The sequence below is a fragment of the Candidatus Poribacteria bacterium genome, from assembly GCA_026706025.1.
Taxonomy (GTDB): Bacteria; Poribacteria; WGA-4E; order WGA-4E; family WGA-3G; genus WGA-3G.
Map to the genome: position 1 here is coordinate 75,200 of JAPOZO010000043.1, position 14,275 is coordinate 89,474.

Annotated in this window: 11 protein-coding genes; 7 read left to right on the forward strand and 4 right to left on the reverse strand. The window is 45.9% G+C overall.

Annotated features, from left to right (window positions below; genetic code table 11):
* Positions 1–85: 85 nt before the first annotated feature.
* The 4 genes from OXH00_09405 (at position 86) to OXH00_09420 (ending at position 2,790) form a co-directional block, all read left to right on the forward strand.
* Positions 86–559, forward strand: coding sequence for a hypothetical protein (locus OXH00_09405; GenBank protein MCY3741222.1), 474 nt, complete (start codon positions 86–88; stop codon positions 557–559).
* Between the two features lie 209 nt (positions 560–768).
* Positions 769–1,488, forward strand: a complete 720-nt coding sequence (locus tag OXH00_09410) for a hypothetical protein (protein MCY3741223.1) — start codon at positions 769–771, stop codon at positions 1,486–1,488.
* Positions 1,482–1,916 carry a membrane protein insertion efficiency factor YidD gene (yidD, locus tag OXH00_09415; GenBank protein ID MCY3741224.1) on the forward strand — a complete coding sequence of 145 codons (435 nt, stop codon included), beginning with the start codon at positions 1,482–1,484 and terminating at the stop codon, positions 1,914–1,916. The genes OXH00_09410 and yidD overlap by 7 nt, the downstream gene beginning before the upstream one ends.
* Positions 1,917–1,935: 19 nt before the next feature.
* Positions 1,936–2,790, forward strand: a complete 855-nt coding sequence (locus OXH00_09420; GenBank protein ID MCY3741225.1) for a tetratricopeptide repeat protein — start codon at positions 1,936–1,938, stop codon at positions 2,788–2,790.
* A 13-nt stretch (positions 2,791–2,803) separates the two neighbouring features.
* On the opposite strand, the gene OXH00_09425 is transcribed toward OXH00_09420, so the two are convergent.
* Positions 2,804–4,171 (reverse strand): putative glycoside hydrolase, encoded by a 1,368-nt coding sequence (locus OXH00_09425; protein ID MCY3741226.1) that lies wholly within the window; start codon positions 4,169–4,171, stop codon positions 2,804–2,806.
* 14 nt (positions 4,172–4,185) lie between these two features.
* On the reverse strand, positions 4,186–4,968 hold the full coding sequence (locus OXH00_09430; protein MCY3741227.1) for a LamG domain-containing protein: 783 nt from the start codon (positions 4,966–4,968) through the stop codon (positions 4,186–4,188).
* Positions 4,969–5,143: 175 nt separating this feature from the next.
* Between OXH00_09430 and OXH00_09435 the strand changes: the two genes are divergently transcribed.
* The 3 genes from OXH00_09435 (at position 5,144) to OXH00_09445 (ending at position 10,636) form a co-directional block, all read left to right on the forward strand.
* Positions 5,144–7,195, forward strand: coding sequence for an alpha-galactosidase (locus tag OXH00_09435; protein ID MCY3741228.1), 2,052 nt, complete (start codon positions 5,144–5,146; stop codon positions 7,193–7,195).
* A 32-nt stretch (positions 7,196–7,227) separates the two neighbouring features.
* On the forward strand, positions 7,228–7,995 hold the full coding sequence (locus OXH00_09440; protein MCY3741229.1) for a LamG domain-containing protein: 768 nt from the start codon (positions 7,228–7,230) through the stop codon (positions 7,993–7,995).
* A 490-nt stretch (positions 7,996–8,485) separates the two neighbouring features.
* A complete protein-coding gene (locus OXH00_09445) occupies positions 8,486–10,636 on the forward strand; it encodes a hypothetical protein (GenBank protein MCY3741230.1) in 2,151 nt (716 codons plus the stop codon).
* Positions 10,637–10,694: 58 nt separating this feature from the next.
* On the opposite strand, the gene OXH00_09450 is transcribed toward OXH00_09445, so the two are convergent.
* Positions 10,695–11,603, reverse strand: a complete 909-nt coding sequence (locus tag OXH00_09450) for a hypothetical protein (protein ID MCY3741231.1) — start codon at positions 11,601–11,603, stop codon at positions 10,695–10,697.
* Positions 11,604–11,896: 293 nt separating this feature from the next.
* Complete coding sequence (locus tag OXH00_09455) at positions 11,897–14,236, reverse strand: DUF5916 domain-containing protein (GenBank protein MCY3741232.1); 2,340 nt, start codon at positions 14,234–14,236, stop codon at positions 11,897–11,899.
* Positions 14,237–14,275 lie beyond the last annotated feature (39 nt).

Here is a 14,275-nt window from a genome sequence, read left to right on the forward strand (position 1 = left end):
AAAATCAACGTAAAAAGAAAAAATTGACCTCTCACATAGCAGGCAGGTTATAATTCAAACTTGTAATCCATCAAGGAGAAATACATTGAAAATAAATTCAACATTTCATGTATCGGTTTTTCCGATGGTAGTCCTGACCTTCTGTATGCCTTTTGTTAGTTTTTCCCAACAGAATTCGGTGATCCTTGAAGCCAGAGCCATGGCTGAACAAGATGCCGAAAGCGATGTTAACAAAATCATGTGGTTCGGAGCGGGTAGTCTTATCTCAGGCAGCACACTACTTGCTTTTAGAATTATCGATGAACCTACATCTGAAATGTGCGGAGCCGCCTGCCTTCTCCACGGAGTTGCCCTTGCTGGTACTTTTGTTTATTCGCCTCCACCATCGCCTTCGCGTCTCCTCGGAAAATCACCAGAATATATTACCTCTTACACAGCTGCCTATAAATCAGAAACAAGAAAAATTCAGGCTTTATGGGGAATAGTGGGATATATTAGCACTGGACTTGTAACAGGTGGAATTATAATTTTGGAAGGGGGTTCAGATTTTGACTTTTAAGCCGCAAGGTTAACGTTGTGTAGCCTATATCTGGAACTATGAGAAAAACGAAAACTGAAACGTGGCACCCTAACCGAAGACATTCAGCATGAGTATTGTTGTTTCTTGATTTAAGACGATAACCTCGCGAACTATATTTTTTCTGAAATTGGCATAGGGACCAGTATAATTGTCCCCCTATGTCGCTGGGAAAAAAACATAAAAAATAAATGTTCAAAAACCTCCAATTTCTTGTTATACTTTTACTCATACTTTTTTTTACGCAAGTCCTTGATGCAGCACCGTTAAAAACGCTCTCTTTAGACTTTACGCGCGAATTAACCGAAAAGGACAAAACCGAGCACATCGCTGGCACACTCCATTACGACGTAAAGGCTGCGCGGGTTGTTGTTGAGGTTACCAAACCGGTCAAACAGATAATGGTTGTGAAAGGGAAAGCCTTGGAAATCTATTATCCGGTAGAGAAACAGGCGTTCCGTTTTATCTCCGAAGGACGGATTCCGCTTCCGTTTGTGGAATCCATCATCCAAACCACACAAGCGGAATACGGGTTAACCGCAATCGGATATACTTTAGATAAACATGATGTCGTTGAGAAAGTCCTCTACACTCATTGGAAACCCCCTGAAAAGGCGAAAGATTCACTCGGTGTCGTTATCCTCGGCATGCGTAATGATCGGCTCATCTCAGCAGAAGTCAAAAATCCGGAAGGATATATTATCGGTAGATCGCGCTATCAGAACCACAGCAAAATCGGTATTAACTATATCCCGATGGAGGTTACCTCCAGTACGTACGATGCAAAATCTGAAGTCCTTCAACATGAAAAAATTGTTTATAGCAGCCCACAGGTAAATGTAGAAACACCAAATCCAATTTTAAATTTTACTATTCCTGAATCTGTCGAGGTTAAAGAGATTAAATGGTAAATTATTTTGTTCGTCGTATATTTGTCACTTTTTGTGTGTTTTGTTCGTTCGTTATTATTGCTTCACCTACGTTTGCCGGTGAAGCAGCTGACCTGGCGTTTATCCGTGAAATCAACCCTATCACAACGCCGGAACCGCAGGAAGTTGTCCGTTTTAATCCGCTGGAAACCTCGGAGTTAAAACTTGTCGCTACGGGGTTGATACGGTTGTATCAAAAATTCATCTCAAGTCAAGACAGTCCAACTTGCGGCTTCTCTCCGAGTTGTTCACGCTTCGGTATGGCTTGTATACAGGAATACGGTGTCCTGCGCGGTGTGCTACTCGCTGCTGATAGACTTATCCGATGCAACGGTTCACAATCAAGACACTACCATAAAGACCCAAGAACAGGAAAGTACATAGATCCAATTTCAGATTATGCCAAGTAAACAGATATGGGGATTGTTAGTGATAATACTCCTCAATACAGCGTTGTTATCCTTTGCGGACTCCGAGGAACCGTTTGCATATTACAGTCCCGAAAATATCCTTAAATTCGCCGATTCTCTGTATGCCCAAGGCGATTACCTTCGTGCTGCAGGTGAGTACCAGCGCTACCTTTTCTATCAGCCCCAAGAAAGCGCGCAAATCCATTATAAAATTGCAGTCTGTTATCGCTTCGGTGGTAAAACCGAGCAAGCGATTCAAGGTTTTGAGGCACTTTTGCGAACCGACCCCGAAGGTCAATTTGCCAGCCGTGCCTACTATCAGATCGGTGCCACCTATTTCCTGATGGATCGGTATGAACAGTCCGCGCAATTTCTCCATGAAGCACTACCACGCATAACGGATGCACGCCAACACGCCGAAGCGGAGCAGCTGATTGGACTCTCTTATCTGAGGCAAAAACGGTGGTCTGAAGCAGGTAAGTTTTTTAAGGCGTTGCAGAAATCAGATGTAATGCAGATCAGAGAAAAAGCAGAAGTGTATCACATTTACGCGGAGAAGGGTGCAGCTTTACCGACCCGCAGCCCATTTTTAGCAGGAACTCTCTCTACAATTGTACCCGGAGCCGGACGACTCTATACCGGTCGCTTTGGAGACGCACTAACCACCCTTTTCACAGTTGGTTTAACAGGTTGGCAGGCTTATGATGGCTTTCGTAGAGACGGGCTTTCATCGGCAAAAGGCTGGACACTCGGCACACTCTGCGGTATCTTCTATGTGGGTAACATCTACGGATCTGTAATTTCAGCCCGCGTTTACAATCACCACGTGACGGACGAGTTCTTGGCAACATTGTTGGTAGAATTGCCGTATTAGTTGAGACAGCCCCTTAGTCTGCTCCAATTTTAAGGAAAATCTCGCCATCAAAGTCTGGGATCTTATGAAGCGACTGGGTTTTACCACCATTGACTCCGACAACACGGTCATCGAAAGTGACCGTTTGTTCAGAACCGCTACGGTTGTATATTGCCCACCCATTTTCAAACTCGCGGATAAAGAGTCCAGGGACATCTCGGTATTGGACTGCTTGCTCCTGGAGCGGTTGACCGAGGTCAGCATCCCAAAAATCATACCAATTGTGTAAATGATCGGGGACGGGTATAGCATTGTCGTCACCAAACAGTACATAACCGTCTGAGTGTGTTAGGCTCAACGTGGTAATCATGCGCATCCACTGTTGATTTTCTGAACTGTTCCGCTCCGCAACGCGTGTATTTAAATCTCCCATATACTCCGTTACGACGCGCCACCCTTCTAAGCAGTTGATTCGTGGCTCTCTCAAGTGCTGTTCAGCCCATAGCAATGTCTTTTCTATCTGTAAAACCTGATCAAGGCTATACCCTTTGTTATGTTCCGGCTTATAACACTCCATGAAGATACCGTTGACGTACGGCGCGGATTTTGGAATCTGACGCATATTCGCGTTAACAAGGATTAGGAAATCGTCATCCACTTGCTCCCGTGTCTTGCGCAAGATAACTAATCTCGCCTCTAATTCAGCCTCCCGTGTGAGAATTGTCGCTGACCAGTCATCAACACCAACAGAACTGGTCGCATAATCTTCGTTCCACCAATCCAACATGATCCCATCAAAAAGACCAGACTTGTCCAATGCCACAGCTTGATTGACCATCAGATTCTGCATCTCTGGATTCGTGAAGTCTATGAGGTAACTGAGAACTTTATCGTTTTCATCAATTTCTCCATTACCGTTCGTATCTTCTCCCCAACCGACAACGGGTTTGCCGTTGCTATCTTTGAGCCAATACGGAGAATCGGGCGGGAAATAGCCGACCTCCCACCAGTTTTCTACATCTGCTTCATTCTGACGAGACACATATCTTGCGTCTCTGCATCGGATTTCCACAAGCAGCAAAAGATTCGGATTTAAGGATAGCAGCTGTTGTTTTCTTTGCCGTGCGGTATCTAATTGGCTGGGACTTAGTGCTGTTGCTAACCCTGAATAAGGCTGTTCTTCTGATATATCCCAAGCGACCCTTAACAGGGCGTAAGGGTGGGCAAAAGCGAGATCGTGTTGCGCAAGTCGATGAAGTTCGTCTGTGTCGGGTCTATTTTCGATGCCGCTCCATGCTTGAAAAATGGATGGGTAACTCCTCCTCGCATCGGCTGCATTTGCCTTTATAACGCCGAAAACGAAGAGGAGCATCAGAGATTGAATTGTAATTGTTTTTAGCATTGTGGCATCTCTTTCTATTTATCAAAGTCTGCCTTCAGTTTTCCCCACGTTGTTGCTAACTTATCTTGGGGTTGTACTGCTAATACACCTTCAATGCCTTTGTTCATTAGTTCTTGGATTTCCTGCTCAGAACGCGCGATATTGGAGATTCGCACTTCGTCCATCCGTCCTTGTAGGAACGGACCAGCACCGCGTCCGAGCCACAAGACATCGCCATTCGGCGTGATATTACCGCCGATTTTGCCTTCGCCGTCTAAGACACCGTCGATGTAAATCTTGGCATCGCCGGACTTGGCATCGTAAGTTCCAGCGACATGCGTCCATTTCTTCAGTGGCATATCCGTTTTACCGGCAGCAACTGCAGCACCCCAAGCGTGCTTATCGGTGGTCATCCGGATTAGCACCTTCTTGTCGCTCCGAGGTCCCACTTTGTAGGTCGTTTCCTTAGTAGCACCGGTGCCACCAGCGGTTGACCACGCTTCAAGATAGAGCCACATTTCCACCGTAAGTCCTTCAACCAAATCTAAACTCTTACTATCAGGAATTTCCACAAAATCTCTGGGGGCATTTCCTCCAAAAGTAAGTCCACCACCGGGTTTGCCTTCACCCCATTTCGGTCCCATGAGTTCCCCATCGTTCTTGTTGCCTGAGAGGTCTTTGACGGTTTTCCCGGCACCTGATTCAAAAGTGTAGAGGAGGACGGTGTGTTCATCTTGCGCAAAACCGGCTAAACTTCCCCCAGATATTAACAGGAGAATCATCATTAGCCAACGCGGACCATTCATAATACTGGACATGACAAAATCTTCTCCTTTCGCGTGTGTTATTGTTAGTTTAACATTTTACCACAGAAGCCCCGAATGTGCAATTTAAAAAATCCCAACGCTGAATTAACACAATTGTTCTTGCGTTATTTTTTTCAAATGTTATACTGAAACTATACTTTGAAACCCAACGAAATTGAGACTTTACATGCAGTACACATCACAACAAAATGATTGGTTGGTTCAGCCCTTTTGCCAACCTGCTTCAGTAGAAGAAAGGGATAATCAACTGATTCTTGATAATGGTCTCATTCAGCGTATATTCGTCACTTCACCTAATTTCGCAACGGTTGATTATACCAATCAAATGACCGGTAGTAGTCTGCTTCGGGGCATCAAATCAGAGATGGTGCTCACGATTGATGGACACCCATTTGAGGTAGGCGGCCTGAAAGGACAGCCCGACTACGCCTATCTCGATTCGGATTGGATTGGGGACTTGACGCGTGACGAGAACGCATTTCAATTTCGCGAATACCGTGTCGGTGAACCTGAAACCCGCTATCCGTGGGTAAAGAGGCGTACTACGACACCATCAGCATATCCTCCAAAGGGCGTGACATTGACGATTGAGTTCTCACCACCACCATCCGTTGACTCCCTGAAGGTTTGTGTGCATTATGAACTATACCAAGGCATTCCAGTCCTGTCCAAGTGGGTCACGATTCACAATGAAAGTCAAAAACCGATTCAATTGGATGCCTTAAGCTGTGAAATCCTTGCGGTCAATGAACAAGAGAAACATCGGCTACATGTTGAAAGCGATTACGCCTTCAGTGGCATGGAAACGACAGAGTGGGGTCCCGATGCGGATTACAAGACGCAAGTCGATTATCGCTATCAGATGCCACTGTTGATGACAAGTCATTATCCACTCGGTCCGGGAGTGCTTCTTCAACCAGGAGAGACTTTCAGAAGTTTTCGCACCTTCGAGATTCTACATGATAGTGATGACCGCGAGCGAAAGGGACTCGCACGCCGCAAGATGTATCGGACGGTCGCGCCACAGGTCACGGAGAATCCAATCCTAATGCACGTTCGGAGTGCCGAACCGCACGCAGTCCGATTGGCGATTGATCAGTGCGCCGAAGTCGGGTTTGAAATGGTGATTATGACCTTTGGGAGTGGATTCAATGTCGAGAGTGAAGACCCAGAATACATCGCCATAATGAAGGAATTAGCAGATTATGCACATAGCAAAGGTATTCAAATCGGTGGTTATACGCTGATGTGTGCTTCTCGGGATGTGAGTGAAGACTTCAACTGTATTGACCCAGACACTGGAAAACCCGGAAGTAAGTTCGGACAGAGTGCCTGTCTTGCGAGCAGCTGGGCAGACGGCTATGTCAAGCGTGTGCTCAATTTCATGGATGCTACCAGAATGGATATCATAGAGACAGATGGTCCTTATCATGGTGATGTCTGTGCTGCAACGACGCACGAACACCATAATGGCTTGGAGGATTCGCAGTTACGCCAGTGGGAAGCGTGCGTTCATTTTTATCACGAATGCCGAAAACGTGGTATCTATATCAATTCACCAGATAATTATTACCTCAATGGTTCAAACAAATGCGGTATGGGCTATCGCGAAACAAATTTCAGTTTGCCACGCGAGCGTCAAATTCTCATTGCCCGGCAGAATATCTACGATGGTACTTATGAAAAGACACCGAGTATGGGATGGATGTTCGTCCCCTTGGTGGAGTACCACGGTGGGGGACAAGCCGCGACATTTGAACCATTGTGCGACCATCTTGACGACTACGAAGCACATCTATCACAGAACTTCGGCAGCGGTGTGATTGCGTGCTATCGTGGTCCCAGATTATATGATACAGAACAAACAAAAGCAGTTGTTAAGAAATGGGTTGACTTCTTCAAAAAATATCGTCCAATATTGGAGTCTGATCTGATTCACGTGCGTCGTCCAGATGGACGCTCCATTGATTGTGTGCTACACGCGAACGCGCAAATCAACCCGTGTGGGCTCGCGATGCTCTATAATCCTACACGGACGGGGCAGCAGATGACTTTGAAACTACCGCTCTATTATACTGGATTGTCTGAAATCGCCAAGATTCGTAAAGAAGAAGGAGAACCCAAAGCATACAAAATCGACCGTAATTACAACGTTGAAATCCCAATTAAGATGGAAGCAAAAAGCGTTAGTTATCTCGTTATTGAGTCTGAAACATAATTTCGCTCTAATTTTTCAAATGGGGGTAACAAATGAAAGTCATCCAATCAGCAAAAGCAATGTGGATATATGGAACATTGATCTGTATCAGTTTCATGATTCCATGTCTAAGTTTCGCCAAAATTGATCCGGACGCAGCTTTAGGAATATGGTTTTTTGATGAAGGTAAAGGTGGTACAGCAAAAGATTCTTCCAAAAATGGCAATGACGGCGAGATCGTTGATGCCCAATGGGTTGATGGTGAGTTCGGCAAAGCCCTAAAGTTTGACGGAGGCGGTCATGTTGCTGTCGGCGATTTTTCTGACTATGAGGATAAAGTGTCGATCATCGCTTTGATTAAAACGCCTGCAGCCCCTGCATGGTCTGACATTATCGTGGGGCCCTGCGGCGATGTTATCTTGACCTTAAGGGATCACAAATTAAATTTCGCTGGACAATGTGCACAACCGATCCCACATAATACGTGGTCTAAAACCTTGTTGAACGATGATAAATGGCATCAGATTGCAGGGACTTACGACGGTAAAAAAGTGAATGTCTATGTCGATGGTGAGTTAGAAGCATCTAATGCTGCCGCGGGTCCATTTAAAACGGGAGCTAAGTATATCGGCTCCAGAGATGACAAGCAGGAGGCTTTCACGGGGCTTATTGATGAGATCGCATTTTTCAATGTTGCACTCTCAGAAAATGATGTGAAAGCGATTGCAGACAGTGGGTTATCTATTGCCCTTGGCTTTGCAGCGGTTTCTGCTCAAGCAAAATTGACCACGACTTGGGCGAATTTAAAAATAGAACGGTAATTCACTAAGGGTATTAACTTCGGTATATAGTAAATCAACTATCCAAATGAAACCCAACGCCTCATCGCACCCCGTTGGTGAAAGTGTTGGGTTTCCCTACAAACGCCTTACATGACAGCTTCTCAAAAATACCGGTTTTTTCATACGGATGTGCCTCGTCTTCCCCGTTCAACCCAACCTACAAAAACCAGATTCTTATACCATTTCTGTTAATAAATCCCTCTTTATGTAGAATAAACTGTTAGTTTGTTCCGCATCACTGAACATTCCATGAAAACTGGTAATGTGAGATAAACATTTAGACATAGTATTATATATCGAACTCACGTTAAATAGATTTTGAAGTTTTATGATATCCCCTATAGAAGAAAATTTGCGTCGCGAAAGGGCTCTATTTTTTTTGAACAAATTCAGCCCTTATCTGCCTAATCTAATAGAGCGAAATTAGAGCGAAATATATCAAAACTTCTAACCGTTGGTGAGGAAATCCATGAAACGGCAATATTTTATCGTAGCACTTTTCGTTTGCGTGCTAATGTTTTCAGCGATAGTCGTACTAAATACTTGGACACAAGATAAATTGTCCCAAGATGAAAAACGGTTTGACCTCGACAAGAATGATGAACTCAGTGACGCTGAAAAGCAACTCATGTTTAGAGCGATGAGACTTGAAGCTGCAAGGGGAAACAAATTCAGCGAGAGCGAGATCCGTCAGATGCAAAGTGGAGAAGGGGATAGATTTCGCCGAAGAGGCGGTGGCGGTGGCAGACGCGGCTCCCGAGCACCTTCAGGCCCACGTCTCGATCCAGAGCAGATCGAATTCAAGGATGGCGCAGCCACAATTCCTGACCGCGAGACCTTCAAAAAACTATCGTATCAAGGCACAGAAGTCCGTATCGACACCCAGTTGATTGGAATTGAATTTGTAAAATTTCAGATCGAGAATACACATACGCAAAATCCACAACTTTATTTTATGAACACAGAAACCCATCGCTCACATGGTAGTTTCATGAATGCTGCTGGTCTGGGACGAGGTCAGGGGCAGATGCGGGGTGTGCTGAGTTATCGTCCACTCTCTGCCGCTCCAAATGGTGAACCCGGTGTTTATACCTTTGAATTTAATCCGAACGATGCCTTCCCTTTCGAAGAAATTAAGCTTGCTCACGATCTGCTCGTGGCGAAAATGCCGATCCTGAAAAATCGACTCGGTTATTGTCCGCTATGGGGTGCAATTGGTATTTATAACCGAGAAAAGGCACTCTACGCCGCAGCGGAGTTCCCAGTCTATTTTGAAGATGATCTGTACGAGAATATCGGTTACCTCCCGCTGAATCAGGCGGCATCGTTTGGTCGGTTACGTGTGTTGGAGTTGGATGAGCGTCCTACACCTCGGGATATCGTTATCTGCAAAACCTTACCGAACGAAATGCCGAGAGTCGCAGGAGTTATCACGGGTGTTCGGCAAACGCCGCTTTCACACGTCAATCTTCGGGCTATTCAAGACAAAGTTCCTAACGCCTTCATCGCTGAGGCATGGAAAAGCGAGAAAATCGCGCCGCTCATCGGCAAGTATGTCTACTATAAGGTGAACGCAGACGGTTTTGAAATTCGGGAGGCAACGCTCAAGGAAGTGGAACGTCATTTTGCCGATTTGCGTCCACCGAAAACCCAGAAACCTGAACGCGATCTTTCTGTCACAAAGATTTTGCCCCTTGACGACATCAAGTTCACAGACTCGGTAGGTTTCGGTGTCAAAACAGCAAATATGGCAACACTCCGCATATTCGGATTTCCTGAAGGCACGGTACCAAACGGGTTTGGCATCCCTTTTTACTTTTATGACGAATTCATGAAGCATAACGGTTTCTATGAGAAAATCGAGGCATTACTCAAGAACCAAGCGTTTCAGAGCAATTATGACACAAGGGCAGATGACCTGAAAAAGTTTAGGGACGAAATTAAGAAAGGTGAAATGCCACACTGGATGATGGACGTGCTCTCCAAACTACACAGTACCTTTCCTGAAGGTACATCCCTACGGTGCCGTTCCAGTACGAACAACGAAGACTTACCCGGTTTCAGCGGCGCAGGTTTATACGATTCTTTTACACATCACTCAGACGAGGGGCACCTCTCTGAATCGATTAAACAGGTGTTTGCCAGTCTCTGGAATTTCCGGGCGTTTGAGGCGCGTGAGTTCTATCGTATTGACCACCTCGCTACAGCTATGGCGGTGCTTGTCCATCCTAATTTCGCAAGCGAATTGGCGAATGGCGTTGCCGTCACCGACGATGTTGTCTATCAGACGATCGGGAATTATTACCTCAACACACAGGTCGGTGAGGATCTCGTGACGAACCCTGATGAGCAATCTGTTCCAGAGGAGATTTTATTGGATTGGTGGGATAGTAATAGCTATCGGGTGGTAACGACTTCCAATCGGACGACGGATGCCAAACGGATATTGACGGATGCCTACTTACGTGAACTGAATGGCTATCTTGGCACGATACATCACAAGTTCAGCCAGCTCTACGGTCCGGTTGGGCGGACAAAAGATTTCGCTATGGAAATTGAGTTCAAGATTACGCGCGAGGGCAAACTCTCAATCAAGCAAGCGAGACCTTGGGCGCAGTGAGTTTAGTTTCCGTACCCCTTGTAGGTGCGGTTAGGAAACCGCACCTATTGATAAGGTTCTAATCCGCTTGTTTTATTTTTCCCCAGAACGTGATCAATTTATCCAAGGCTGCTACGCTGAGACTCGGTGCGAATTCCTCAACGGTTGGCAGAATCGCGGGCCCCAAGCCTTCAGCAACCCCACCAACGGCATAGAGTTTATCGTCCACAGTACCAACGCCTAAGAAAACTCTCGCCGTTGGCATTTCTGGACTTTCCATCCATGTATCAGTGGCGGGTTCATATACTTCGACAGTTGCCAGCCCGGGTCCTTGCACAACAGATGTACCGCCGATGGCGTAAATTTTTGAACCTACAACCCCCACAGCCAAAGCCGTTCGGGGTGTCGGCATATCTGTTTTCTCCAACCATGTATTTGAACTCGGGTCATATTCTTGAACCGTTTCGAGTACAGGTCCTTGCACAGCAGGTGTTCCACCCATGAGATATATTTTTTCATCAAGACTCGCGGCGGCCATTCCTGAAACCGGTGTTGGCATATCTGCCTTTTGAGTCCATGTATCCGTTGCTGGATCATATTCTTCAACGGTCGGCAATACCGGTCCAACATTTTGTGCGACACCCCCAATGGCATAGATTTTACCGTCTACAGGAGTCGCGATAAAAAAAGAACGGGGTGTCGGCATATCTGCCTTCTGGGTCCACGTATCTGTCCCAGGGTCATATTCTTCAACTGTTCCGAGGGCAGGCGATTGCCCGCTCCATCCACCAATAGCGTAAATTTTCCCATCGACTACGCAGCTGACAACCCCCGCGCGTGCCGATGGCAGTGCCGCTTTCTGAATCCACTCGTCCCTACTTGGGTCGTAAGCATCAACAAAATCCACGGGTTCAGCGAGCATACCGCCGATAGTATAGACCTCGCCACCAACGGCGGTCACCGAGAAGAAAAGTCTCGGAATCGGCATATCCGCCTTTTTAATCCAGTTTTCAGCACTGCCCCTATGTATTAAAATGAAAGTAAATAGGATAGCTAGCAGCCAACTAAAATTAAAAAATGAAGATTTGTTTGATCTTATCATAAATTCTTTTTTCATTAAAATCCTTAAAATTTACGAATTCCTGAAGGGAATTCATTGGTTCGTAGACACCCACAGCGGATGCCCTGTTTGTGGACACCCACAACGGATGCCCTACAAGATGTTTAGATATTTCTAAAATTTACGGACGCTCGATAAAAAGTAAACGAAAGAAGAAGCGTTTACGGATGCCACCAATACGTCATTTTCCCAACGACAGTCCAACCGAGAAGTTTGATGCCGCCATCACGGGTATCATAATTTTGGTCAAAGACGAGATAGAAATCGCTGCCGGGACGATAGATGTAATTCACCAAAAAGTTGGCGGAGAACACATCCCTATCGGTGCTCCATTGCGTAAACAACTTCGTGAAGAGTGTCGTTGAAAAGGAATAACTAATACGACCCCCGAAGGCGTTGGCATCGAATTCTTCATCGGGTAGTGTAATTCGATTAAACTCGATAAACGGTTCTATACTCAGCTTAGCATTCGGTCTAGCAGTTGCGTCTATTGAAAATCCGCGTCTTGTACCGCTATAAAACTCACCGAGTTCCACTTGCATTCGTGCACCAATCATCCGACTGCTGCTCGTTCGTATTGAGATTTGAAACGATGTAAAACTGTAATCGTCGGCTGGAATTCTCTCTCCTTGCAGGTAAAACCCTACATCCAAATGTTCGGTTGTATTCTTGACTTCAAACCCGATATCGTCCCCCGTTTCAAACTCAAATTGCGTGTCAAAGGTTATTTCTTGGGTTTCCAACTCATTCTCTTGGGTCAGCACGAGATCGATCTCCGGTCCAATCTGAATCTCACGAATGCCAAATTTGCCGGGCCAAGGTGTATAACTCCCACCACCGCGAAAGCGACGGACATCTCTACGTTGAATATAACCGACTTCCGGATTGAAATCCTCGCCGATGTCTGTGTATGAACCGTTGACTCTAAAAAGATTCGTGCGCCAATCGCCTCCAAAGAAGAAAGCAGAGGAGTGAAACAGGTTGGTCAGCCAATCATCATCTGTAAAGGAAGCATTGCTATTTCCAGCGGTGAGTGACCACAACCCATCGATATTAATTTCTCGCGTCGGACGATAGGAAAAGTCAAGTCCTGCTGTGCGATTATATGCATCAACGTCCTGCTTATTGATAAAGATACCGCCAACAGTTGAACCCTCTAAGATGTCCCGCTTCACCCGTATCACCGAGTAATTTGTCCGTGGTTCATCGGCAGGGGGTTGACCTATCTGAAATTCATCATCCTTAAACTTGTTCGTCAATACATTCAGAATCCCTATACCGTAGGGTCCGATTTTTCCAGTCATTTTGCCGCCGCCGAGAATCGGGATTGCGTGTCCTTTTGCGAGTCCAATACGGCGGCTGTAAAAGAGCAGTAAAGGTGGTGGTCTACGGAAACTTGGACGTGGAATCCCGACATCAAAGATACTGGCACCTTCTAAAAAGAACGGACGCTGCTCAGGGAAGAAGAGACTAAAACGGGTGAGGTTTACTTGTTCCTGATCCGCTTCTACTTGAGCGAAATCGGTGTTAATAGTCAAATCAGCAGTCAAGTTCGGAGTTACCCCGTATTTAAGATCCAAGCCCCCCTTAAGAAACGCGAACGCGCTGCCACGATGGATCTGAGCTTCGCCGTACTTAATATCCAGGTTCAAGCCACCTTCACTTCCCTCAACTCCCGATGTATAACTTGCTCCGGGCAGTAGATACGATAGCAATTCCAGATGCCTTGATGGAGAAATTCCCTCTAACCCTTCAAGTGTGCCGAAATAGGCAGTGCGATACTTTGCCAGTCCGCCGTAGGTTTTGGGTGCTTCATTCCATGCCGCAATTTCTCGTTTTCGTGCAATTTCACGCCCGAAATTTAATCCCCAGCTCATGACTTCACTTTTTTCAAAGCGGAGTTGGCTGAACGGAATCGCGATTTCCACTGTCCAATTGTCGTTATTGATTCTACAACGGCACTCCCAAACAATATCCCAACTTGTATTGAGGCTACCACCACTGTTAGAGACCGCTGTGTCTTCCATTCCACCGACCGGAGTAAATCGAAAAAAAACGGCGTTGCGGCGGTCATTGTAGGTATCTAACAGCAGGAACCCGTAATCGTTGGAACGCAAACCTGAAGAATCCCGCCGCATGTCGTTAGCGACGATCTTGTCCATCTCTGAATCGAAAAAGATAAACCCGAAGTACAACTTTTTGTCATCATAAAGAATGCGTATCTCGGATTGTTCTGTTGCTGGATCACCTTGATCGGGTTGGATTTGGTATAACTGACGGATCGGTTCCACGTTTTGCCAGATAGGTTCATCAAGCACACCATCAATCTTAATTTGGTCAGAAATACGCTGCGCTGACATACGTGGTAACTCTCGTTCTGTCTGTGTCTGTGCATCCACCCTGATAGGAATGGACAGCATGCTCATCCACAGTAGCGTTAAAATTCCCACCTTTCGCCAATATTGTTGAAACTCAAAATCAATGGTAAAGTGTGACATCATAGACAAGTGCCTCCTTTTTTACCAGCTTCTGTGAGGCGG

Bases quoted from the DNA above. Each gene is read 5' to 3' on its own strand.
- yidD (MCY3741224.1), top strand. From the start codon at position 1,482: ATGGTAAATTATTTTGTTCGTCGTATATTTGTCACTTTTTGTGTGTTT.
- OXH00_09450 (MCY3741231.1), bottom strand. From the start codon at position 11,603: ATGCCGATTCCGAGACTTTTCTTCTCGGTGACCGCCGTTGGTGGCGAG.
- OXH00_09425 (MCY3741226.1), bottom strand. From the start codon at position 4,171: ATGCTAAAAACAATTACAATTCAATCTCTGATGCTCCTCTTCGTTTTC.
- OXH00_09440 (MCY3741229.1), top strand. From the start codon at position 7,228: ATGAAAGTCATCCAATCAGCAAAAGCAATGTGGATATATGGAACATTG.
- OXH00_09455 (MCY3741232.1), bottom strand. From the start codon at position 14,236: ATGATGTCACACTTTACCATTGATTTTGAGTTTCAACAATATTGGCGA.
- OXH00_09430 (MCY3741227.1), bottom strand. From the start codon at position 4,968: ATGTCCAGTATTATGAATGGTCCGCGTTGGCTAATGATGATTCTCCTG.
- OXH00_09445 (MCY3741230.1), top strand. From the start codon at position 8,486: ATGAAACGGCAATATTTTATCGTAGCACTTTTCGTTTGCGTGCTAATG.
- OXH00_09435 (MCY3741228.1), top strand. From the start codon at position 5,144: ATGCAGTACACATCACAACAAAATGATTGGTTGGTTCAGCCCTTTTGC.
- OXH00_09410 (MCY3741223.1), top strand. From the start codon at position 769: ATGTTCAAAAACCTCCAATTTCTTGTTATACTTTTACTCATACTTTTT.